Origin of the sequence: Rahnella contaminans, from assembly GCF_011065485.1 — a bacterium.
In the GTDB taxonomy this organism is placed as follows: Bacteria; Pseudomonadota; Gammaproteobacteria; order Enterobacterales; family Enterobacteriaceae; genus Rahnella; species Rahnella contaminans.
This window is the reverse complement of sequence record NZ_JAADJS010000001.1, coordinates 274,091-297,312: the sequence shown is the minus strand read 5'-3', so window position 1 is coordinate 297,312 and position 23,222 is coordinate 274,091. Positions and strand designations below refer to the sequence as shown.

The 23,222-nt window shown below is 51.9% G+C and carries 17 protein-coding genes and 1 pseudogene; 2 read left to right on the top strand and 16 right to left on the bottom strand.

Annotated elements, in window-relative coordinates:
* From GW579_RS01340 to GW579_RS01270, 16 genes and pseudogenes are all read right to left on the bottom strand, one after another.
* Positions 1 to 2,559, bottom strand: a complete 2,559-nt coding sequence (locus tag GW579_RS01340; RefSeq protein ID WP_165057088.1) for a fimbria/pilus outer membrane usher protein — start codon at positions 2,557 to 2,559, stop codon at positions 1 to 3.
* 97 nt (positions 2,560 to 2,656) lie between these two features.
* The gene (locus GW579_RS01335) at positions 2,657 to 3,340 is read right to left on the bottom strand and encodes a fimbrial biogenesis chaperone (RefSeq protein WP_165057086.1); all 684 of its coding nucleotides are present in this window, start codon (positions 3,338 to 3,340) and stop codon (positions 2,657 to 2,659) included.
* 107 nt (positions 3,341 to 3,447) lie between these two features.
* Positions 3,448 to 3,969, bottom strand: coding sequence for a fimbrial protein (locus GW579_RS01330; RefSeq protein WP_152325878.1), 522 nt, complete (start codon positions 3,967 to 3,969; stop codon positions 3,448 to 3,450).
* 495 nt (positions 3,970 to 4,464) lie between these two features.
* Positions 4,465 to 5,013, bottom strand: coding sequence for a tyrosine-type DNA invertase (locus GW579_RS01325; RefSeq protein ID WP_152325877.1), 549 nt, complete (start codon positions 5,011 to 5,013; stop codon positions 4,465 to 4,467).
* 703 nt (positions 5,014 to 5,716) lie between these two features.
* Complete coding sequence (locus tag GW579_RS01320) at positions 5,717 to 6,451, bottom strand: SDR family NAD(P)-dependent oxidoreductase (protein WP_152325876.1); 735 nt, start codon at positions 6,449 to 6,451, stop codon at positions 5,717 to 5,719.
* 3 nt (positions 6,452 to 6,454) lie between these two features.
* A complete protein-coding gene (locus GW579_RS01315; RefSeq protein ID WP_152325875.1) occupies positions 6,455 to 6,703 on the bottom strand; it encodes an acyl carrier protein in 249 nt (82 codons plus the stop codon).
* 69 nt (positions 6,704 to 6,772) lie between these two features.
* Positions 6,773 to 7,585: a MaoC/PaaZ C-terminal domain-containing protein gene (locus GW579_RS01310; RefSeq protein ID WP_165057083.1), complete on the bottom strand. Its 813-nt coding sequence runs from the start codon at positions 7,583 to 7,585 to the stop codon at positions 6,773 to 6,775.
* Positions 7,585 to 8,856 (bottom strand): beta-ketoacyl-[acyl-carrier-protein] synthase family protein, encoded by a 1,272-nt coding sequence (locus tag GW579_RS01305; RefSeq protein ID WP_152325873.1) that lies wholly within the window; start codon positions 8,854 to 8,856, stop codon positions 7,585 to 7,587. The genes GW579_RS01310 and GW579_RS01305 overlap by 1 nt, the downstream gene beginning before the upstream one ends.
* 3 nt (positions 8,857 to 8,859) lie before the next feature.
* On the bottom strand, positions 8,860 to 10,245 hold the full coding sequence (locus tag GW579_RS01300) for an efflux transporter outer membrane subunit (protein WP_165057081.1): 1,386 nt from the start codon (positions 10,243 to 10,245) through the stop codon (positions 8,860 to 8,862).
* On the bottom strand, positions 10,242 to 10,559 hold the full coding sequence (locus tag GW579_RS23935) for an FtsX-like permease family protein (protein WP_371819746.1): 318 nt from the start codon (positions 10,557 to 10,559) through the stop codon (positions 10,242 to 10,244). Before GW579_RS23935 ends, GW579_RS01300 begins: the two co-directional genes overlap by 4 nt.
* 168 nt (positions 10,560 to 10,727) lie before the next feature.
* Positions 10,728 to 12,188, bottom strand: a pseudogene (locus tag GW579_RS01295) (ABC transporter permease); the annotation flags it as partial.
* Positions 12,181 to 13,371 (bottom strand): efflux RND transporter periplasmic adaptor subunit, encoded by a 1,191-nt coding sequence (locus GW579_RS01290; RefSeq protein WP_165057078.1) that lies wholly within the window; start codon positions 13,369 to 13,371, stop codon positions 12,181 to 12,183. The gene GW579_RS01290 and the pseudogene GW579_RS01295, both read right to left, overlap by 8 nt.
* On the bottom strand, positions 13,371 to 15,518 hold the full coding sequence (locus tag GW579_RS01285; protein WP_165057076.1) for a peptidase domain-containing ABC transporter: 2,148 nt from the start codon (positions 15,516 to 15,518) through the stop codon (positions 13,371 to 13,373). The genes GW579_RS01290 and GW579_RS01285 overlap by 1 nt, the downstream gene beginning before the upstream one ends.
* 57 nt (positions 15,519 to 15,575) lie before the next feature.
* Complete coding sequence (locus GW579_RS01280; protein WP_152325868.1) at positions 15,576 to 16,523, bottom strand: lysophospholipid acyltransferase family protein; 948 nt, start codon at positions 16,521 to 16,523, stop codon at positions 15,576 to 15,578.
* Entirely contained in the window at positions 16,523 to 17,203 is a 681-nt protein-coding gene (locus GW579_RS01275; RefSeq protein WP_165057074.1) for a DsbA family protein, read from the bottom strand. The genes GW579_RS01280 and GW579_RS01275 overlap by 1 nt, the downstream gene beginning before the upstream one ends.
* Before the next feature lie 178 nt (positions 17,204 to 17,381).
* A complete protein-coding gene (locus GW579_RS01270) occupies positions 17,382 to 17,573 on the bottom strand; it encodes a DUF4762 family protein (protein ID WP_104922336.1) in 192 nt (63 codons plus the stop codon).
* A 976-nt stretch (positions 17,574 to 18,549) separates the two neighbouring features.
* Between GW579_RS01270 and GW579_RS01265 the strand changes: the two genes are divergently transcribed.
* Positions 18,550 to 21,072 carry a DUF2345 domain-containing protein gene (locus GW579_RS01265; protein WP_165057072.1) on the top strand — a complete coding sequence of 841 codons (2,523 nt, stop codon included), beginning with the start codon at positions 18,550 to 18,552 and terminating at the stop codon, positions 21,070 to 21,072.
* Positions 21,065 to 23,218: a T6SS effector phospholipase Tle3 domain-containing protein gene (locus tag GW579_RS01260; RefSeq protein ID WP_165057070.1), complete on the top strand. Its 2,154-nt coding sequence runs from the start codon at positions 21,065 to 21,067 to the stop codon at positions 23,216 to 23,218. Before GW579_RS01265 ends, GW579_RS01260 begins: the two co-directional genes overlap by 8 nt.
* The last annotated feature ends 4 nt before the right edge of the window (positions 23,219 to 23,222 follow it).

The window sequence follows — 23,222 nt, the reverse complement described above, 5'->3', positions numbered from 1 at the left end:
TCACCGGCAGGCTCCGTTAATCATCTGAATCCCAGAACCGGCAGGCTGCTCAGACAGGGTGTAATTCACCTGACACGCTTGTGAGGCGCCGCTGCCCCATTTCACGTCCAGCTTGCCCGCGTCGGCCAGACCGGACAGATACACTTGTCCGCTATCGCCCACGATGCTGCTGTTGCCGTTTTTACCGGTGCTGTTGGTCGCCATTGCACCAAACGGAACCGGCTGGCCATCGGCACGGGTCAGGGTCATCAGGACACGCTGGCCGACGTTAGGATCGAAGTCCGCACGCACCACCGCGCCGCGGGTGGGGATAACGGCCGTACTGGTCAGCGTCATGTCGACGTCGTCCGGTAACGTTGCAGTATCGAGTGAAATCTGGTTGCGACGGTACGCCGTGGCATACGGCACCACCGCATAACCGCGCCAGTCGGTTTTTACACCGGTGTTGCTGGCAATGCTGACGCCATCCGCACCCGGCGCTTTCACCAGAACAATGGTTTCGCTCAGCGGTTGCGATAGCGTTACGCCGTTTTCATGCACCAGAATGCCGCCCTGGAGGCCGTAATCCATGCGCCGCTGGCTGTTGTCGTAACCGTAACCGGCGTTAACTTCGCCATAACCGCCTTTGTAGTCCGCACTCGCGTACCCGTTGGAACCCTGCCCCTGACTGCCATAACCCTGATTGATGCTGTAGTTCAGGTTGTTATCCGCCAGCGTAGTTCCGCTCAGACCAACGTTTTGCGTGGTGTTGCCGTTCTTGCTGGTATTGAGGTTGTACGTGGCATAACTGCCTGCCAGCCACTGACCCAGCGGGACGCTGATATTGACCGCGACAATCTGGTCGGTGTAATACGTGCGGTTGCCGTTACTGTCAGTGCCGTTGCGGTTGTAGGTGTAGTTGAGGCCATAAGAAACGCCTTTCCAGGTGTTGTTGTAACCCACGCTGGCAGACTCGGTAGAACGGTTGTTATTCCAGTATTCCTCTTTCACCAGGCTCAGGGACATCGCACCGGCTTTTTCCCATAAGTTCTGGCTCAGCGTCAGTTCTGCGCGGCTCTTCTTATGGTCGGAGTAATAGCCGTTGCCGCCGGAATAGCTTTCCAGCGCCTCTTTCAGGGTATAGAAGCCCTGCGTGGAATAACGGTAACTGGCTAGGCTGAAGTTCGTGCCCGATTCAACGAAGCTTTTACCGTAGCGCACACGGTATGACTGACCGCTGTCTTTCGGGTTATCTTCCTGCCTGGTCCAGGCCTGCGTCACGTCCGCCGACAAGGCACCGATGGCCCCGAGGTTTTGCCCGAGTCCCATCGCCAGCGACTGATATTTACTCGCTGCCTGCAAACCGCCGTACACCGTTGCGCCGTGGGGTAAACCATAAATGGCCGTGCCCTGCGTGAACGGCGTTTTCTCAACATCGCTGCTGTAAGAACGGTACTGACCGCTGGTGAAGCTGTATTTCAGATGGCCTTCACGCTGAAGCACCGGCACCGAGGCGAACGGCACAACCAGATTCTGCTCACTGCCGTCGGCTTCTTTAATAGTCACGTTCAGGTCACCACTGCCCGCCGTCGGATACAGGTCGGAAATCGCAAACGCACCCGCGGGCACGTAGCTCTGGTAAATGACGTATCCGTTCTGGCGGATCGTGACCTGTGCGTTACTGCGCGCAATCCCGCGCACGACCGGCGAATAGCCTTTCATGCTGTCGGGTAACATGTCGTCATCCGTTGCCAGCTGAACCCCACGGAATGGCACGGTATCGAAAACTTCCGTCGGTGAGTTGCTGTCACCGAGCGTCAGCTGGCTTTTAAGCACCTGAATATCGCGCTGTAAATACGTATTAATGGAATCCCAGTGATCGGTCCCTTTGCTGTCTCGGTTCCAGGTCGAATAGTTACGCAAACGCCAGGCACCTAGATTCGCGCCGGAACGCAGATTCAGGTAATACGTATCGGAATTTCGGGTGTCGCTATTACGCGCTTCGGTATTCGCCCCGCTGAAACTGTAATTCATCAGGAACGCCGGAATGCCCGAATCCCATTTGTCAGGAGACACGTAACCGCGCGCCTGAGAATTGAGTGAGGCCTGAGGAATGCTGAGATCCAGCCGCTGCTGATCAAAACGCAGTGCCGCAGAAGACTGAGGGATTTCGCCGGTAAAGTTGGCGCACTCATCCGTGGCTGCAATGCCCGGATACATCCCTGTTCTGACGCCCATCTCTTTGAGCATTTCGGTGCTCAGACAAGGCTGAAGGCTCTTTTTACCCGAGCTGTTTGTGACGAGTGAAAATACGACGTCTTTGGTATCGACCATCGAACCATTGAGATAAATATCAACGCGGTACGTACCCGGTGGCTGCAAGTCCCCTTCTTCAAAAACAGAAAGATCGGCTTTCCCCTGTGCGGGATTATCAATTTCCAGTAATGCCGGGTTGAAATATTCCGCCGCACTGGCCATTCCTGCACCGCCCATTAACATTGCGAACTGACAGGAAACCAGCCAGGCAATCCGGGAGCGTTTAAAGCCGGTCGAAGTCTTATTCTTCGGTTTTTTGTTCATTCGTATAATTCCATTTTTCAACGCAACCAGACTGACTGGTGCACCCTCCATCCCTTGTCCTGCCCGCACAGCAAAGCTTATCCGGCGACGGCGCTGATCAGAGTGTTGCCACTAACGGCTTGCTGGTACCGCCGTAGTCGTTAATGAACTGCCAGCTCAGTGCGCCGCCGTTCAATGCAGGAACGGCAAAGGTGGCACTTGATTGCGGTGCAACCATCGTGGCTTCTTTCACGGCAGTGCCGTTAATCTTCACATTGAAGAAAGTGATGTAATGTGCAGAAGGGTTGGTCACCTGCAGGCTGTTACCGACGCGTTTCCAGGTCAGCGTTTTAGCGGCGTCTTCCAGCGAATCCTTCACGGCCGCCGGGCGGTAAATCAGTTTGATGCGTGTTTTCACCGCAATTTGCAGGGTGTTTTCTTTTTTCTCCGCTGAAGGAATCGATTTAATGTTCAGCCAGTAGAGCGATTCTTTGTTTTCCGGCAAATTGCCGCCCGCGCGAACGACTCGCAGGATATTTTGCTGGTTGCCATCAAGACGGAACAAAGGTGGCGTGACGATAAAAGGCGCCTTTTCACCCTGCGCACCCGTTTCGGTCAGGGCGCCATCGACCCAGGACTGAATGAGATACGGCGTGTGGTCCGGGTTACTGATATTGATCGACGCTTCTTTCTTTCCGCCGTCATAAATCAGACGTGTTCCGCCCACGACGATGCCTGCCTGCGCCGCAGACGCGAATGTCATTAATAGTGCTGCCACCGCTGTGACGCGCCATTTATTCATGGTGATTCAACCTGTCTTTGGGATTCATGTAGACCAAGGGTTCAAACAGACCAGAGGCTCTGGAGCCCCTGGTCTGACTTATCTGATCGCCAGGCGATCAGTAAGACTTATTGATAAACAACGGTGAACTGAGTCACGCCGTTTGCATCACCGACAGTTACAGCGTCAGTCAGGGAGATGTAACGTGCAGAGAAGTCCAGGTTGTTAGCGCCGGTGCTGACCAGCGGGTATACAGAGGAGTCTTCGTACAGGGGAACCACTTTGTTCTGGTTGTCAGAAATCTGGATACCTACGCCAGTAGCGGTAGTGTCGCCAGCGGTCAGTGCCAGAATGCTGTTATCACCAGAAACCTGGTTGCCGTCGAAACGTACGGTTGCACCAGTTACAGTGTCCGGGCAGTCAGTCAGAACCAGAGTGAACTTCTTAGGTGCAGCCAGGGTGCCTGCAACCGGGAAAGCTGTACGTGCGATATTGCCCAGGAAGACGTTCTGGTCTTTAGAAGCTGTATCAACAGTACAAGCTGCATCAGTGATGGTGCCGGTGAAGTTTACTGCGCCATCAGCGGCGAAAGCTGAAGAAGCAAAAGCGGAAGCAGCCATCAGGGCAACAACAAGAAGATTCTTTTTCACGATATTTTTCCTATTAACATATTGCTGTCGATACACCTTCAGGGTGTAATCGAATTGTTTTTGACAAAACCATCTGCCATTCCTTTATTTAGTTCATGGAGTTCCACTCCATTTAATAAAGCGTTTGGTCAGGTTAACGTCCTAAACCAAACGATTCATTTTGAACTAAAGTGACTCCTTTAGTGGCAACCACCAAAAATCACACAATTTAAAGTCATTAAAACCATATAATTTAATTTTTATAGTGTTTTAATCTGGTTAAATTGAGAGGTGTCGCAGACAAGGAATAGCCACAGCAACGGGATATAAGAAAAAACCGAGAGATAAAAATGGGGAGAAAATAGTTTTTACGGCAGTAACTTATTGAAAAAACGTTAATTAATGTGAATTTTGGCGGGGAGGGATTTACAGTATTGACAGAGATTTACGCTCTCACTAGGATAGGCTCCAATTTAGTTCAAAATGACTCCATTGTAATAATTAATTACATGTTATTTACCACACTTCTTTAAACCGCTGAGCATTGCTGGCGGTATATAAAACGGTGTTCTGAATATTCCGGTGACCTAAATAATCCTGGATTAACCGGGTATCTATTCCGCGATCGGCAAGCGCAAATCCGCAGCCATGTCTTAACATATGAGGATGGGCATTAATAGTGAGATTAGCGGCCTCACTATAATTACGAATTAACCAGTAAATTCTCTGCCGTGATAATTTCGCGCCACGGTTTGATAAAAACAACCAGTCTGAATCCGCGCCCCGGTATTGCTTCCTTTTATTGAGCCAAAGCCGGAGAGATTTCCTTTCTCTCATATAAAGAGGATGAACCGTAGAAAAACCATTTTTTAAACGGTGGATATAAATATTATTGCCCTCCATATCGATGTCGGACAGCCGCCAGTTGCTGATCTCACTGACCCGGCAGCCGTGGATAAAGCACATCCAGATCAGGCAATAATCACGCTCCGCGTGCCTGCCATGCAGCGTGGCCTCGAGCAGTTTCTCCACTTCGGACGGGGTCAAATATTTACGATTTTTCATAGTGCCTGTTCCTCTGTATGTTATCTGAGATAAGGTTATCGTTCACCCAACCCAACAAATAAAGTCTGTTAACATTTATTTGTTTTCAGGCTAATCCTTGCAAGTGAAAGGTTAACTTCTGCTCCTTGTTTAAATACCCAATGTCACTAATAAGACGCTCGCACCTCCTGCAAAAAAATTAATAATGTTCAAAAAAACATCTAAGCCTGTTGCCCTGTATATATGCGACTCGCTCACCTCACGAAATGAAACCAATAATAAAAACCCACTAAATCTGAGTATAGGTGAGGTTGGTTATATAATCATAAGGAAAATAACACAGGCAGAGTAAGTAAATAACAAACCGCACGGAAATATAAGGAATTTACCGGTCTTACCGATAGCTTTGAATGATTAATCGCTAAAAAACATCCTAAAAACTTACATATTTGTCTGTTTTTTATCAGGTTTTATTGGCGAAAAAAACGCTGTAAGCGGTAAGGAATTTTCTTAGCCTTATTCGGGGGTTTTTCATTGTGTGAACATTTATTTTTCATTGTGCAAACAAACAGGCTAACAAATGGAGGTCGCTGATCACGCAATGGACAGAATGTGGCAAGGCAGAGGGAAATCTGACAGAGAGCGGCAAGACGTGGACGGGAAATCAAACAAAATCAGGACGCAGAGCGTCCTGATTACACAGCGGAAAGAGGCAGAGAAAAACTCAGGCGGAAAGACCGCCGTCCAGAACCAGCGTCTGGCCGGTCATATAGGCACTGTCATCGCTGACCAGCCAGGATACCGCGCCAGCCACTTCTTCCGGCTGACCAAAACGTTTGAGCGGAATCGTTTTACGGATCCCTGACAGCACGTCTTTCGGCACGGTATCGAGAATTTCCGTGCGGATATAACCCGGCAACAGGCAGTTAACCCGAATGCCGAAACGCCCCAGCTCGATGGACAGCGTCCGGCTGACGCCGATCATCGCGGCTTTGGTGGCGGCATACGCCGTCTGGCCGCTGTTGCCTTTAATGCCGGTGACGGATGACATCATCACCACCGATCCGCCTCCCTGCAACATCATCGGTTCCAGTAATTGCTGGTTCCAGTAGAAGATGGCATTCAGGTTGGTATCCATCACTTTGTGCCAGTTTTCGCGGGTCTGATGAATATGCAACGCATCAAGCGTAATCCCGGCATTGTGAACTACCGCATGCGGTGCGCCCAGACGCGCCAGCAGCTCAGCGGACAACGCCGCCACCGCCTGTTCATCGCGGCCATCGCACTGATGCCCTTCTACCGAACCCGGCAATCCGGCACATGCCTGCTCCAGCTCATCGCTTTCCTTTTGGCTGTTCTGCCAGGTGAAAACGACATTCCAGTCTTTTGCCAGCCGCATCACCGTGGCACGACCGATGCCACGGCTTCCGCCGGTCACGAGGATCCATTTATCCTGCATGGCTTATTTACTGTTATCGCTGAGGTACTGGCACAATTCGCGCAGCGAAATTTGCGGATTATTGACGAACAATTCGGCTTCCACCGACACGCCAAATTCCTTTTTCGCCAGCACCATCAGCTCAACATAATCCAGACTGTCCAGCTTGAGCTGGTGAAGCGGCGAGTCAGGCGCTAAGGCATCAGGTTCCAGATCTTTCGCATCGCACAGCATCTCGCTGACTTTTTCATAAACTTCATCGTATTGAGCCATTTTTAGTCCTTTAATATCATTATGTTATTGTGTGTGTTCAAAGATTGAATAATGAATCAGTGTTTTTATTCAGGCCGTCAGCGGCCCGGTTTTGAGAGTTACGGTCACCGTCATGCGCGGTTCCTCGCCGCGCCATGCCTGGAGGCTGGCGAGCAAAATCAGCCCCGAATGCTTATCGCCGGTCACCAGCGTCGGCAGCACGGCGTAATCGAAGGCTTCGCAGCACGCCGTTTCTGTGCCCGCCGCCAGCAGCGAACGTGAAAAACGGGTCTCATGATGCGTTTGCACCACCTGAACCTGGCTGAAAACTTCGCTCAGGCAGGTTGCCCTGACTTCCGGCAAAATACTGCGCACGGTGTCGAGCGTGCCGGACGACTGAACCAGCTGGCGAAACAGCACCGCGTCCATAAAATTCCAGACCGCCACCGGTTTTCCCCCGTGCGGGAAATCCTGATAAAACGACCTCAGGGTTTGCGCAGAAAGTGAAAACGTCTGCGTCACCGGCGCTAAATTTACGCCACCGGTGCCGGTCAGTTTGCTGCTGATACTGGCCTGCGCGGAGGCCTCTTTGCCCAGCAGATTGCCGCTTATCTGCATACGTCCCCGGCGCACCGTTTCACTCAGCGCCAGCTGATACGGCTCATCGCAAAGCACCGGTTCGCGCAGGCGGCTGACGAAACTGAAACCGTCCGCGCCGGACGCATCGTTTTCCATCCGGGCGCTCAGCGCCGTTTTGATATCGAGCATCGCGCGCATGCCGTGAACGCATAAACCGTCCAGCCCCAGCCGTTTAGCTTCGACGTGATCAAAATGAATCGGGTTGTAATCACCGGAAAACTTCGCCCACGTTTCGGCATCGCGCAGGCTGTAAATAAACGACATTATTGCCCCCGGCTGATTACCAGCGCCGCGTTCGCCCCGCCAAAACCAAAGCTCAGGTTCAGGGTGGTTTTCATCTGCGCCGGACGATGCTGGTTCGGGATGTAATCCAGATCGCACGCCGGATCCGGGTTATTCAGATTGCATGTCGCCGGCATAATCTGGTGCGCCAGCGCCTGGAGACAGACGATGGTTTCAAAACTGCCCGCCGCGCCAATAAGATGACCGGTATAGGATTTGGTGCTCGAACACGGCGTGGCGTAAGCCACTTCATCGCCCAGCGCCATTTTGATCGCTTCAGTTTCGTTGAGATCGTTAAGCGGCGTGGACGTGCCGTGAGCGTTGATGTAATCGAGCTGGCTGGCCGCGATGCCCGCCTGATCCAGCGCATGCCGGATGGTCTGCACCCGCGCAATTTTGTCGGCTGCCGGTGCGGTAAAGTCAAAGGCGTCCGAGAAATTCCCGTATCCGCAAATCTCGCCGAGGATAGTCGCGCCCCGCGCCAGCGCGGTTTCGCGATCTTCCAGACACAGCACCGCCGCGCCTTCGCTGAGCACAAACCCGTTGCGGTCGAGGCTGAACGGGCAGCAGGCGCGGGTGATTTCTCCCTGTTCGCTGGCCAGCGCGCCAAGTACGTCGATATTCCAGACCGCCGAATCCGAGCGCAGCGATTCCCCCGCCCCGGCGAGCATCATTTTTGCCCGCCCGTTGCGGATCAGTTCAAACGCATCGCCGACCGCCATGGTGCCAGTGGCACAGGCCGCGATTGTCGTATTCTGATAGCCACGCAGCCCCCACAGCAGGCTGACCGCCGCCGTGGCAGAACTTGGCATCGAGAAGAAACAGCCAAACGGCGAACCCATACCGGTACGCAGAAAATCGTCGTAATGCACCTGCGTTTCATCCTGTCCCGCCCAGCCGGTGCCCATAATTGCGCCGCAGTCCAGCAGGTCATAATGCTGTTCCGGATGTTCATCACCGAAGGCCATTTTCATGGCTTCTTGCGCCGACGCGAGTGTCAGACGTGCATAACGCGGCAGGCGGCGGCGGATGGCCGCCGGTACATTTTTTAATACCGGCTCGTTTTCAATCAGCCCGTAGAAGCGCGATTTAATTCCGGCCGCCGATTTGTCGCAGTACTGATAACCCGGTTTGTACGCCATGATCGCCGCCCAGCTTTCTGCGGCATTCATGCCCAGCGGCGTGACGGCGCCGTAACCGGTCACCACGACCCGACGCGGGGCGTTAGCGCGTTCAGACAGTTCCTTTTCCATTACTTATCCTTTCTGATTCATTGTGTTGTCTTCCCCGCCGCCCAGCGCCAGCCAGAGTTTCATGGTGGAGTAGAGATAATTGTATTGGGTGGTGATCAGCGTATTTTCGCTGTCCAGCAGCGAATCCTGCGCATCGAGTAATGTCTGGAAGGTCACCGACCCGTTGCGGTACTGGCTGTCTACCAGCGTCAGCCGCTGACGACTCAGTTCCAGATTCTGCAACTGACTCTGTTTTTGCTGCTGATACGTCTGGCGTTGCGACTGGGCGTTATCCACATCCTGCAACGCGCTGTAAACAGTGCTGCGGAACTGGATTGCGGCGGTCTGCACATCCAGCCCGGACTGTTCCACCGTCATCTGCACTTTGTTCCACTGGATAAACGGCAAATCGAGCGCCGTGCCCAGCGTACGTGCCGGATTGCTGAACCACTGCCGGAACACCGCCGCGCCTGCATTCAGCGATCCGTTCAGCGAGAGCGACGGATAAAAGCTCAGCCGCGAAACATCAGACCCCGCCAGCGCGGCGCGTAAACTCATTTCGGATGACTGCACATCCGGCCTTCTGGCGATCACCTCAACCGGCAAGCGGCTGGCGACCGGTACGGTCTGGTGGAAATCCAGCGAACGGCGTTCAGCGGCAAACTGTCCGGCGGGCCGGTTAAGCAAAATCGCCAGCGCATTGCGCGATTCTTCGCGCTGCTGGATCAGATCCCGCAGGCTGTTTTCCCGCGTCAGTACCGTTTGCTGCGCCTGCAAATAATCCAGCTGACCGAGATCACCCGCACTGAAACGGGAGGTGACCATCTTCAGCGTCTCCTGCGCGATCCTCAGGCTTTGCTGCAATGTCGTGATCTGCTGATTCAGGCTGGCAATCTGCCAGTAAAGCTGAGCCGTGTTGCCAATCAGCGTGAGCGCGGTCGCCTGCAAATCTTCGGCAGACGCTTTCGCCAGCCAGTCCGACTGCTCACGGGTTCGCGCCAGTTTTCCCCACAAATCCAGCTCATACGACGCCGACAGCCCGTTGGCATAACTTTCCACCGGCGTGGTGGACTTGCGCATATTTTTGGTATTGCTGGCCGACGCGTTCGCCGTGAAATCTGGCGTCAGATTGGTATCGGACAATCCGGCAGTCAGCCGCGCCTGTTTAAGTTTGATCCCGGCAAGCGCCAGATCGTTATTACTTTGCAGCGCGGCATTGATCACCCGCGACAACTGCGGATCGTTAAAGTTATCCCACCAGTGCGGTGTGAATTTCGCGTAGGCGGATCCCGTTTCCTGAAAGCGCCAGGCGTCAGGCACAGAGAGCATGGGCCTCTGGTAATCGCTTTTAAGCAGTTGCCCGCAGCCGCTCAACATCAGCGTGACGGCGATAAGAGTCAGTTTGTTCATTCGCGTGCCAGCGCCTCCGTCGGGTGCAGACGGGCGGCATTCCGTGCCGGGAAAAAGCCGAACCCCAGCCCGATAAGCGCGGAGAATCCGCAAGCCAGCAAAATAGGCGGCCAGGTGAAAATCATGGTGAATTCCTGCGTAACCTGAGAAAAAATCAGCCCGGCAAGGCCGGATCCCGCAATACCAATCAGCCCGCCGAGCGTACAAATCACCATCGCCTCAATCAGGAATTGCCGCATGATGTCCGCCGGGCGTGCGCCCACGGAAAGGCGGATACCAATTTCATGCGTACGCTCTGTGACCGACACCAGCATGATATTCATCACCCCGACGCCGCCGACCAGCAGGGAAATCCCGGCAATGGCAGTGATCAGCAGCGTCATAGATTCCGACGTTTTGCGGATCGTTTTGGTCATCTGATCATTGGTCATCGTGAAGAAATCGCGTTTCCCGTGCGCAGAATCCAGCAACCGCTCAACGTCTTTCTGCGCATCCTCAATCGGGAAATTGTCGGCAATACGTAGCGTGATCGATTGCAGGGGCGTATCCCCGGACATGCGTTCCATCAGCGATGTATAAGGGATCCAGGAACTCAGCTGCTCGCCGATGTATTTCGGGCCTTTTCTGTCCGCCACGCCAATCACGCGGTAAGGCACGCCTGAAAGCTGAACGATCTCGCCCATCGGATCTTCGCCGCCGGGAAACAGCGTGCTGCGCACACTCTGATCGATGATGACGACCGGCTCGCGGTCATCGAGGTCACGGCGGGTAAAATGATTTCCCGACGCAAAATTCAGCCCCTGCACGCGGAAAAAACCGTTGCTGACGCCGGACAACGAAACCAGCACCTGCCGACCGCCGCGTATCGCGATGACCGTTTTACTGACCACCGGCGACAGACTGTCGATAAAAGGCTGACGGCCGAGCAACTCAACGTCGTCCAGCGTCAGCGAACGTTCAAAATCCGGACGCGGTTTATCCCAGCCCAGACCGGGCTGAATTTCGATGGTGCTGGTGCCGAGCTGGCTGATCTGACTCAAAATGCTCTGCCGGGCGCCCTCGCCGACCGCCATGGAAGAGACAACCGACGAGATGCCGATAATGATGCCCAGCATGGACAAGAACGCGCGGACGCGGTGTCCGAGCAGCGATCGCCACGCCATGCGCACGGCTTCTTTGATGCCCTGCCAGGCCGGTGAACGGCCCGTTGCGGTGGTCGCCGGTAAGCCCTGCGGTTGCCCCTGTTCAGCCACCGGATTTTCGCTGTCAGCAACAATCGCCCCGTCGTGGATCTCCACAATGCGCTGGCACTGGCAGGCGATATTGCGGTCGTGCGTCACGATGATGAGGGTGTGCCCGGCCTGATGCAGACCGTGCAAAATCGCCATCAGCTCCTGCCCGCTGCTGCTGTCCAGTGCGCCCGTCGGCTCATCCGCGAGAATAATCTGCGCGCCGTTCATCAGTGCACGGGCAATACTCACGCGCTGCTGCTGGCCACCGGAAAGTTGCGCCGGACGATAATCCAGACGACTGCCCAGCCCGAGGCGCGTCAGCAAATGTGTCGCGCGGCTCTCACGTTCAGCCGCAGGCATATCGGTGTAAAGCGCCGGTATGGCGACGTTTTCCATTGCCGTCAGATACGGCATCAGGTGATAACGCTGGAAAATAAAACCGATGTACTGGCTGCGCAGCTGCGCCAGCTGTTCGTTGCTGGCCACGCCCGTCGGCACATCCATAATGCGCATGCTGCCTTCTGACGGTTTATCCAGGCAGCCCAGAATGTTCATCAGCGTGGATTTACCGGAACCCGATGCGCCGATGATGGCCAGCATTTCCCCGGCATGCACGCGCAGGGAAATATCTTTAAGCACGGTAACGGCCGCATTTCCTGTGCCAAAATGCCGGTAGATATGCTCAAGCTCGATTAACGGAGAATCAGCCATTGACGGCTCCTGAACTGCCCTGCAACGCCACGACGCGTTCGCCTTCCTTCAGCCCTTCTTTAACTTCCGCAAACTGGCGGTCATTAATCCCGACGCGGATCAGGCGTTGTTCAACGTTTTTCCCGTTCACGACCTGCACCTGATACTGGTCTTTCCCCTGCGGTTCGCCAAGCGCGACAACCGGCAGACGCAGCACGTTTCTGGCCTGCTCAGTGACAATAAACACCTGAGCCGTCATCGATGTGCGCAGCACATGGTCGTGATTGGGCACGCTGAAAACGCCGTTGTAATAGACGGCAGACGGCTGCTGTGATGACGTCGTGCTGGCGGTATCGTCCTGCAAAGCGTCATTTGGTGCGTCCTGCAAGGTACCCATCACACTTTCATAACGATGTTTCGGATCTGCCACCACGTAGAACCACAGCGGTTGCCCGGCGTGGACTTTCAGAATGTCCGTTTCTGAAATACGGGTCTGTACGGTCATGGTATCGACATTCGCCAGCACCAGAATGGTCGGTGCGGTTTGTGAGGACACCACGGTTTGCCCTTCCTTGGTGACAATGCCCAGAACCTGACCGTCAACCGGCGCGAGGATCCGCGTATAGCCGAGATTGGCTTTCGCCGTTTCCAGCGACATCTGTGCCTGCACAATCTGCGCTTCATTCACTTTGACCTGCGCCACCTGCGTATCGACTTTCGCCTGCGCCTGCTCCAGCGTGCTGCGGATCCCGGAACCTTCACTGTCCATCTTCCGCTGGCGTTTCAGCTCCAGCTGGTATTGTCTGAGGGTAAAAAGTGACGCCTGTTTCTGCGCCACGGCGCTGTCCAGTTCGGCTTCGGATTTACGCAGTTCGCTTTGCTGTAAGGTCGGGTCGATTTCGGCCAGCAGCTGGCCTTTCGTCACCTTGTCACCCGCACGGACGTACAGTTTCTTAAGCTGACCGTTAACCTGCGCGCCCACGTTGACCTGCACGGACGGCTTGAGGATGCCGGTGGCCAGCACCGTTTTTTCGATGTCGCCGCGGCTGACTTCTTCCGTCACCAGCGGAACTTCGGTGCGGTTCAACGCCTGCCAGAGCAAGAAACCGGCGACGACCAGAACAATCACCAGCGCGCCGGCCAGCGCAAAAACCGCCCTGCGCTTTCTGACCGGCAGCGCATTTATTTTTTTTAATCCGGACATCACGCCTCTTCTCCCTGAGGGATCCGGCGGCTGCCAGCCGCGGTACCGTAAGATTCCACGCGACGCTGGTCCATCCGGCAAATGCGGTCAAACATCGTCAGGGTGGTTTCGCTGTGCGTGACGGTGATGAGCGTTTTCTGATACTGGCGGCAATGTTCAATCAGGGTGTGCATGACCTGCAACGCGGTAACTTCATCCAGGTTCGCCGTCGGTTCGTCCAGTACCAGCACCGGACAATTGCTGTACATCGCACGCGCCAGCATCAGGCGCTGCCGCTGGCCGAGGGATAACGCCGGATGACTTTCGCGGATCAGCGCATTTTGTTTTCCCGGCAGACGGTCTATGACGTCTTTCAGGTTCAGCCCCTGAAAAGCCTGATCAACGCGCAGCTGTTTTTGTGCATCGAAATGCGGATCAAACAGCGTGATGTTTTGAACAACTGAGGCATTGAACAGGATGTCCTCCTGGCTTTGCAGGAAGAACAGTTTCTGCGCCTGACGGCTGCTCACCCGCTGACCGTCTGCCAGAATTTCGCCTGACTGCGGTTCAATCAGCCCGGTGATCACTTTCAGCAACGTGCTTTTGCCCGCGCCGCTTTGCCCGACGATCGCCAGCGCTTCGCCGCGACGCAGTACCACCGACAGGTTTTCCAGCACCGGTTTGCCGGGTTCATAGGCAAAGCAGATATCGCGGTAAGTCAGTTGCTCATTGAAATGCGCCACCGGCGGCAGCGTCTCGCTGTGCCCTTCTTCACTGACCGGCGCGGACGGAAACAAATCCTTCGCGCGGGTATCGATGACGTGCAGCTGATTTTTCTGCAAAACGGAGAAGAAAATCTGCGTGATGTACGCGGTAAAAATCTGGCGAACAAAGCTGTAGGCGAAAAACTCACCGAGAGAAATCAGGTTATCTTTCAGCAGCGGCAGCGCCAGCAGCATGAAAAACACCATCTCGAGGCTGCCGATCAGCTGATACAGACTGCTTTTGACCTGTTCGTAAACGTTCTGCTTCTGGCGGCAGTCAAACAGCGACAGCGCGTATCCGGCAAAAACACCCTGACGCTGGCTGCTCAGCCCTGCCGATTTTATCGTGGCAAAACCCTGGATGGTTTCGAGCAGGAAATCACTCTGCTCGGCGCTTTTTACCTGAATTTGCTGGGTGTAAAAACGATCGCGGAAAATCGCCCAGACGCTGACCAGCCCCATCAGGGTGACGCCCACGGCAGAAATGGCGGCCAGCATCGGGCTGATGTAACACATCACGCCGAGCGCGATTGCGCCGACAATCCAGTTCACACGCAGGCCATTGTCCAGCTCGATTTTTCGGGCGGCGGCCAGTTGCCAGTTAAAGAAACGGCTGTAGATTTCGCCGGGGCTGCGTTTCTCAAAATAGGCCAGGGAATTCATCATCAGCCGCGAAAAACCGCTGACACTTTGCATCACTACGAAGCGCTTGATGAACCGCTCGGTCACGCTGCGCACGGCAAAAGCCAGCAGCGTGGAAATCACGAAGGCCAGCAGATAGTAGAAGTAAGGGAAATCGGTTTTACCGCCGGACGAGAACACATTATTGATGGCGCTGCTGACCATCACCGGCATGATAAACAGCGTCAGGGACACCAGAAATGCCAGCATCATCAGGCTGTAAATGCCCGGAATACCCGCGGTTTCTTTCAGGCTCATGCATTCGAGCGCACGGAAACGGCGGGTTTTCTTCACCTTTTCAGGGACGGCTTTTGCCGTTGCTCCGTCTTTATCGAGCACCAGCGCATAGCCGCTGATTTCAGATTTCAGCGCTGCTACCGGCAAAAGCTGTTCGCCAATCGCCGGGTTCATAACGCAGACGTAACTGCCCTGCCGGTAAGCCAGCAGGACATAGTGACTCGCGCCGTAGTGCAAAATCGCCGGCAGCGGCAGTTCGGACAACTCTTCCAGATCGAAGGCGACAGGATACGCAGGGATCGACAGTTCATTTAAAATGTCGCAAAGCGTGGACAGCGCAGTGCCATGCGCTGATGCGGGGAAACGTTCACGCAGCACATCGAGCGGCGCGTCGATGCCCTGCGTTTCGGCCAGCATGGAAATACAGGCCAGCGCACATTCATTGGTTTCAGCCTGATAAACCAGTCTGGGAATAATATTATCCATAAACAAACGACCTCAACATCCTATTCTTATCAGTAATATCCCTGCACGCACTTTGGTTTATTCATTAATAAAAAAGAGTGAGTGTGAATGCCACAGCATCCAGTCAGTGGAATGTTCGCTTATACTTCGTTCAATAATTCCCGGCATTTCGGTTTTTAGCTTTTTGGCCGGCACCGGGTCATGCACCGCTATTTTCAATCCTTTATCGTAATAAAGGTGATAAAAAACGACCTGTGCCGACATCATTCTTGCCAGACGAATAATTCCGCTGTGCAGATGGGCCGGACGTCCAAATATCCGGCACGGAAACTTTTCGCTTTTATCCTTGCTCGCAAAGTTGGTGAAATCAGGTGTAATGTCAGGAAAGAGAATAATATTTCGCTTATTCTCAGCCGCTTCCATTACCGACGTCATCATGTTGCCCGCCAGGGTTTTGTTATTGTCATGAATTGAACAGTAGGTCAGATCGACACCGCCCAGCTGCCGTTCAGCTTCATCATGCGCATTGGCGCTTCTTGATGTGATGACCGTTGCTTTTCCCGGATACGCCGCCGCGCCCACCATGGTGGAAAGCACGTCTGACACCATGTGCAGCGGCGCCAGAATGACCGGCTGCCCGGCGCGCTGCAACGGCTCAACCACCGCATTCAGCGCCGCCGAACAGGCTGCCAGTTCGCGCAACGCACGGCGGCTTTGCCCGTACGTCACCGCCTGAATCAGCAGCTCGCGACGCCGGGTTTGCCAGATATAATTAAACGTCTTTTTATCATCAAGCAGGCACTTCCTGTTTGAATGGGCGACCGCAGCACGCAGTTTAACCGGGCGTGGCGTCAGCCCCAGAAAGCGCCCGAACCGTGACAAACCAAAAATAATACGGTAATCAATGTGACGAAATAATAAACAATGCGCCCTGTAACCGATAAGCCGGAGTTTATAGAAAAACCACATCAGCCTGACCGACAGGTTTTTCCAAAACAGAGCGCACCACAGGGCGAAGAATTTCATTATTTCTCCAGCGCCTTGTCATGCTCTAATAATGACAGCAAATTATCAGAGAACGCCGGGAACTCGCGATCCTGAATAGCAACCCATTTTTTATTCACAATAAAGATCGGCGTGGCATTAATATCGTAGTACTGAGTGACTTTCGTCATGTAATCCAGCAGTTCTTTCACTTCAGGTGTCTGGCTGACTTTATTATATTCATCAACGCTGATCTTATTTTCCTGAAGCCATGCAGTGCGTTTCTCTGCATCACCTAAATCAATTTTGTTTTTGAGCACGGCCTCATAAGCACTCTCGCGGTGCGACTCTTCAATGCCCATGACCTGAAGTGTCGCAAATACCGGCGCAAAGCGTGCCAGCCCGCCCTGGTTGTCGAGGCTGAAATGCAGGCGCACCAGCTTTTTACCTTCCGGCATTCGCTTTTCCAGCGCTTCTACGTTCTTTTCATTCAGCGCGCAGAAATGACAGCCGTAAGAGAAAATTTCGATAATATCCTGCCCGTCTTGGATCGGACTTTTTGATAATTTGCCGGCGCTCAGGGAAGTCAGAACCTGCTGTTCTTCCGGACTGTCGCTATTCTGGTTTAAGACGAAATAATGGAACCAGGCGGTAGTAATAAGCGCTGAAATAACCGCAACAAAAACGGTATAAGCCAGAATGGGGAGTATTCTTTTTTTCATGGGAGGCTTTCATCCTGAAAATTAACGCAATGCTTTGACGGCTCCCTGTTAATAAATACCTTCAGTTGTGATTATTTCACAGGAGCCAGGTGGGCGTTGTATTACTGCAATACAACGCCCGGTCAGAATAAATATGACTACCTGGATTTATTCCAACTTACAGAGAGAATATTTACTCTCAGCCTACGCTACCGCAGTTGATGATTGCAGCAGCAGTAAAGGTTTTAGTCACAACGCCGTTTTTGTCAGTACACGTTTTAACAGCGTTACAAACTGTGGCATTACCCACCAGGTTCAGTTCGAAGCTGTTAACGCAAGTCGTGGTGCCGCCAACGATTGTGCTTGCTTCAGTCATGTTGATCTTTTTCATGTGATATCCTTATTTAAGTACCTGTTAAGAGTTAATTGAGCGTGACTCACTTTATAAACATAATGTTTATAAAAAACAGTTTTTGCCCGACATAGAAAATACATTTATATATTTCCATAATTCACAACCGCCTGATGGAATTATTATTTCCCGTCAGTTCAGTGGCGAATGCGGCGTATTGTAGCGACGGTTTTTTAATTGGGCAATACACCCCAAAGGCAACTTTCCGCCCAATATTTACCATCGACCCACAGCAGAAGCAGGATATTTCTTATTAAATATTAAGAGCAAAAGATAACGGATAATTTCCTCCTCCCCCGGAGACTGATCTGGATTAATTTGTTTCCAGGATTTTTCCCGGATAATCGTAGGAGTACAGGATCCTCCGACATGAAATTTTTTTAAAAAACTTTCAAAAAGAACGCAGCACTGCATCCAGGTTCATAAAAAGAGGAGAATTACTGGACAGAGAGGCGTGTTTTTATCCATTTTCTAAGGAACGAGAAGGCCCTGATGCGCTGACTTTGCGTTAGCGATTGGAAGCACCGGACTTCGAAAACGTGGCTGCAACTTCATTATCTCAGAGACAGTATGAACAAACGGCACAACATTATGGAGGTGACAAAGAGGAGAAATTTGCGGCGATACCACTTATAAGAACTTGTTACTCGCCCTTTTCATCTCAGATAAAAATCGCACGTCTAAGGTATTTTTGATAATTCATCATAGCGAGCATGATATACTGCCCCCCCAAAATCTCTTTTATTCATTTATATCTTTCCGGAAAGGAAACAAGACGGTATGGGGAATGCTGCCTTTTATCAGTGTTTTTGTTCTCAGCTCACAACATATTTGAAAAAACGTTAATAACATACGGACTCATTCAACATACGTATTTTTCAAATTCAGTTATATTTTTTATTTGTCAGCACAGCTTAAATAATACATTCATTAAAACTATATTTCAGGAGTGATTATGGACAATCAGAATAGTGGTTTTAACATCCAAATTAACGACACCCTTAATAGATACCTATTATTGTTTCAGCATCACGATTCAATAACATCCGATGTACTCTCTTTTACTGCCACTGAGTCTTTAAGTCATCCCTACAGGTACGTGATTAAATTTACGAGTCCCAGCCTGAATATCCCTCTTGATCAAATTCTCAATTGCTACGCCAGTTTCATTATGCGTGCGCCTGGCTCTGACAATTCCTGGGAAAGTCAGCCGAAATGGCATCAAATCAAACAGATAAATGGCGTTATTACATCATTCTCCCGTATTAGTTCATCGGCGGATGAAACACTCTATGAGTGCGTACTCGAGCACGAGATGGCGTTACTAGACCGCACCCGAAAATCTGCGGTGTACCTGAATGTTACCGTTCCTGACCTGGTAAAAAAGGTCCTGCTGGAACACCAGGAAATTAAAGGGTATCAGGTCGATTTAGAAAAACTGACGCTCACCTACCCGCTGCGGGAAATGGTGATCCAGTGGCAAGAAACCGATCTGACTTTTATCCGGCGTTTACTTGCCGAAGTCGGTATCTGGTTTAGATTCGAAAACCACCCAGACGTGACAACCGAAACAGTTACTGTTTTCGGCGATTCAGGAAGTGCTTATCTTTTCAGCGACAAGTTGCTTTCGTACGTCCCTGATTCGGGCATGGCGAGTGACGGTGAATATATCACTCAGCTTCAGGAGTTCTATTCTGTCATCCCGGAAGGCGTTCAGAGTCGTAATTATAACTATCGTGAAGCCCTTTCGCCTGATGCTAAAAAATCTGTCTACGTGCACAACCTGCCGGATAAGATTTCAACAGGTCGCGATTATATTTATGCGGATAACCCTCTGGAAAAAGGAAGCTCAGACGGTAAAAGTAGTGAAACAGCGAATTTTTATGCCAGGGTGCGCCACGAATATCACCTGAATAATCAGAGCATATTAAGTGCTGTAACGAATACGCCGGAGATGAGCCCCGGCGTCCTTTTCAATCCGCAGGGGGATGTTCCTGAGGGGTTCAAAGGCGGTTTTGTTGTTTGCGTGATAGAAATAAGTGGCAGCCGCGGCGAACATTTTTTGGCGAAATTACGCGGTATACCGTACAGCGAAAGTTATTGTTACCGGCCTGAGCGTCTTCACCGCCCGGTGATTGCCGGGACAGTGCCCGGACGGGTGACCATCCGTGGAGAAAATGCCACGTATGCCAGCACCGACATGTTCGGCCGCTACACCGTAAAATTTGATTTTGATCTGGAGGCTAAGAAAAAAGGTTATGAAAGTGCATTGATCCGACTGGGCAGGCCTTATGCGGGCGACACATATGGTTTTCATTTCCCTTTAATAAATTCGACTGAAGTCGCCATTGCATTTGAAGGCGGCGACCCAGACAGACCCTTTATATCCCATGTCATGCACGATGGCGCACATCCTGACCTTGTGAATATGCGCAATGACACACGCAACATTATTCGCACTCCTTCACAGAACAAAATACGGCTTGAAGATAAAAGAAATCAGGAACATATAAAGATTTCGACGGAGTACGGTAAAAGTCAGGTTAGTGCCGGGCATCTGGTGGATGCAGAAAGAAAAATGCGGGGTGAAGGCCTTGAGGCCAGAACCGATCACTGGATCGCTGTCCGTGCAGCCAAAGGGCTCATGCTGACAACAGAGCCACAGCCCAAAGCGCAGGGGCAGCAGCTCGATATGACCGCTGCTGTCGCTGCCCTCGAAAGTGCTTTATCGCTTGCGCGAACGCTTCAGCAATGCGCCACGACCGCCGGAGCCAGCGCCGCGGAGTCTGAGCCTCAGGAACAGTTGAAGCAGGCATTGGATAAATTGCAGGCTCCCGGCCTTTTAGCCTATGCCGCAAAGGGGCAGGCTTTTGCCACACCGGAAAGCTTACAGCTTTCAGCCGGTGCAGACCTGATTGCCACGGCAGGAAGCAATGCAAGCGTAAACGTGCTAAAAAAATTCTCACTGGCCGTGGGAGATAAGCTCTCGCTCTTTGCCCGAAAACTCGGCATCCAGATGATTGCCGGTGAAGGCAATATTGATGCGCAGGCTCAGCGCGGTGAAATGCATTTCCTTTCTCAGAAGGATTTCACCCTGATAAGCACCGACGGCAAAGTGAATGCCAGTGCGAAACAGGGAATTCAACTTTCCTGCGGCGGAGGCGGTATACGCATCAACGCCGATGGTTCAGTTGAGATTTTCTCACCCACGGCTATCGACCTGAAAGGACCTAATCTGGCCTTCAAAGGCCCGGAAAGTGTGAAAACAACCGTCCCTGCATTCGAGAAAGGAACATTCAAACGTCGCTTCCAGCTTCACGCGCAGGACGATGCGGAACAAACATTGCCGAATCAAAAATTCCGACTCACCAGTTCGACCGGTAACGTCATTGAAGGTGTCACCGACGCCAAAGGACAATCCTCACTGCTCGACAGTGACGATATTGAAACATTTAAGATGGAGCTTATCCATGACTGATACTAAAGCCAGTCCTTACCAGCCAAAAATCGTGGCGAAAAACGAGATGGGGGTTCATCAGTCACTGGGCGAAGTGGCTCAAACCTGCAAAGTCTCAGTTCCCCGCCCTATGCCCTGCATCGTCATTTTGGTCCACGGCGTCAATGATGTGGGCGAAGCGTACCAGAATCAGGAAACGGGCATTATTGAGGGATTGAGAAAACGCCTCGACCGCAGCGATCTTTATGCACATGAGTGGAAAGACTTCATTGCAATGCACAATGAAGATGCCCAGACCAAAATCACCGCCCCGGGACGTTCACCGGTCATCCCTTTTTACTGGGGTTACAAACCCGTAACCCGCGATGACTGGAAAGCCGACCAGAAACGCTACCGTGACGAAGTCACTACCCTGAAAGATGGCGCAAAAATTCCTTATGACAGCTATCAGGAAAACGACCCCAAAAAGATGGCGGAAAACGGAAATGACGGCAGTAATGGCATTAAGTTTCAGAATGACAGTTTTAAAAATGCCCTTGATGTGAATTTTGCCAAAGGCGGCGGCACGTTTGCCAATGCCACGACCAATATCCCGGATATGCTGGGGCCGGGGTCAAATGGCCTGGTCGTGGCCGCCGCCGGGTTCGGTACCTTGTATATGAACGGCGGGAATTATACCCACCCGATCTATCACAACCCGCACCGTATCTATCAGTTCTTTGCCGCGCAAAGACTCGCAGATTTGATTTTGACGATAAGACGTCACAAAGTTGCTGGAGGTGATGTGATTAATATTGTCGCCCACAGTCAGGGGACAATCATCACCATGCTGGCAAATATGCTGGTGAAACAGGCCGGTGCCGCTCCAGCAAATTGTGTCATCCTCAATCATTCTCCCTATTCACTGGAAAGCCGTTTTAATGAGGATTTGCAGGAAGGACATCATCAGACGGACAAAGCAAGGCAGGAAACGTTCAGTAATTTCTGCAAGCTAATGGCCACGCAATATCAGGGAGGGCAACTGTCAGAAAGTGAAATTAAGAACCTTGAAGATTTATGTACACTGCCTTCTGCCAGCAAGAACAAGTGGCACAGCGATCCCCGCTACAGCAGAAATAATAACGGCAAAATATACAATTACTTTTGCCCGGTGGACGGCACCGTTTCACTTCAAAACGTTAAAGGATTTGGCTGGAGAGGCGTTCCTCAAGATATAGCCAAAAATATCCCTAATCTTTTTCAAAGAGTTTTTTATCAGCATGGCGTAGTCGGGAAAAAACCTACCGATGAACCATTTGTATTACCTTGGGCCGGGGAAGATGACTTCACGACCACCTTTGGAATGAATTCTTATTACTCCTACCGTGATGTCATCGTTAATGGCGAAGAACTTCCGGAAACGTTCATATTTAAACTGATGGGCGAAGATAATCACCCGGATAACGATCCGTCAACGTGTGATACCCCTTATGAGACAGATATTGATGAAGACAGCCCGGATAAAGTGATTTCCTATTCGGCTAAAGCCAATGCCATCAGCAGAACAGATAAGGCCGTCTATTCCCTTGATAAATACAGTTACCCGGAACTCCGGCCGGGCTCAGTTCTGAACGATAGCCAGCTGGCCATAGAAAGTATTGATCGCAAAAAACAAATCATCTACGGCGTAATTACCGGAACGGTATCAGACAGAGGCATACAACTGACCTGGCTCAAAACACGTGAAGAATTAGAAAAGGAATGGGAGAAAACGGACCCTGTTGGATATAGCCAACATTCCTCTATTGTTGCGAGCAAACATGCGCCATCCCATGCAATGGCCTTTGACCTGGCGATTGGTCAATGTAAGTCATTCGATTATCAGTCAGGAAAGTTTTGGGAAGCATTACTGCATCGGGCTGATTGGCGAGACTCGCAAAATGGGTATGCAGAAGCTAAAAAATATTACAACACTGGAATATTAGCTCAGCTGGATACAAAACAGTATATGAGCAAGCCTGATGAAGTGCTGCCAAATGGTGAGTTCGGAGTGATTAATGATTACGGGAAAAGTGAAAGACCACTCAATATGGGGGAGTTGGATATTTTGTTAGGCGGAAATAAGCAAACTGCCACTGTAACTCAATGGGCAATGCCTCGCGCCCTTAACAATAAAGAACTGGAGTGACTCA

What these genes read in the sequence shown, in the direction of transcription:
- GW579_RS01340 (WP_165057088.1), bottom strand. Translation starts at nt 2,559, where the DNA reads ATGAACAAAAAACCGAAGAATAAGACTTCGACCGGCTTTAAACGCTCC.
- GW579_RS01335 (WP_165057086.1), bottom strand. Translation starts at nt 3,340, where the DNA reads ATGAATAAATGGCGCGTCACAGCGGTGGCAGCACTATTAATGACATTC.
- GW579_RS01325 (WP_152325877.1), bottom strand. Translation starts at nt 5,013, where the DNA reads ATGAAAAATCGTAAATATTTGACCCCGTCCGAAGTGGAGAAACTGCTC.
- GW579_RS01320 (WP_152325876.1), bottom strand. Translation starts at nt 6,451, where the DNA reads ATGCAGGATAAATGGATCCTCGTGACCGGCGGAAGCCGTGGCATCGGT.
- GW579_RS01315 (WP_152325875.1), bottom strand. Translation starts at nt 6,703, where the DNA reads ATGGCTCAATACGATGAAGTTTATGAAAAAGTCAGCGAGATGCTGTGC.
- GW579_RS01310 (WP_165057083.1), bottom strand. Translation starts at nt 7,585, where the DNA reads ATGTCGTTTATTTACAGCCTGCGCGATGCCGAAACGTGGGCGAAGTTT.
- GW579_RS01305 (WP_152325873.1), bottom strand. Translation starts at nt 8,856, where the DNA reads ATGGAAAAGGAACTGTCTGAACGCGCTAACGCCCCGCGTCGGGTCGTG.
- GW579_RS01300 (WP_165057081.1), bottom strand. Translation starts at nt 10,245, where the DNA reads ATGAACAAACTGACTCTTATCGCCGTCACGCTGATGTTGAGCGGCTGC.
- GW579_RS23935 (WP_371819746.1), bottom strand. Translation starts at nt 10,559, where the DNA reads ATGCTGGTGTCGGTCACAGAGCGTACGCATGAAATTGGTATCCGCCTT.
- GW579_RS01290 (WP_165057078.1), bottom strand. Translation starts at nt 13,371, where the DNA reads ATGTCCGGATTAAAAAAAATAAATGCGCTGCCGGTCAGAAAGCGCAGG.
- GW579_RS01285 (WP_165057076.1), bottom strand. Translation starts at nt 15,518, where the DNA reads ATGGATAATATTATTCCCAGACTGGTTTATCAGGCTGAAACCAATGAA.
- GW579_RS01280 (WP_152325868.1), bottom strand. Translation starts at nt 16,523, where the DNA reads ATGAAATTCTTCGCCCTGTGGTGCGCTCTGTTTTGGAAAAACCTGTCG.
- GW579_RS01275 (WP_165057074.1), bottom strand. Translation starts at nt 17,203, where the DNA reads ATGAAAAAAAGAATACTCCCCATTCTGGCTTATACCGTTTTTGTTGCG.
- GW579_RS01270 (WP_104922336.1), bottom strand. Translation starts at nt 17,573, where the DNA reads ATGAAAAAGATCAACATGACTGAAGCAAGCACAATCGTTGGCGGCACC.
- GW579_RS01265 (WP_165057072.1), top strand. Translation starts at nt 18,550, where the DNA reads ATGGACAATCAGAATAGTGGTTTTAACATCCAAATTAACGACACCCTT.
- GW579_RS01260 (WP_165057070.1), top strand. Translation starts at nt 21,065, where the DNA reads ATGACTGATACTAAAGCCAGTCCTTACCAGCCAAAAATCGTGGCGAAA.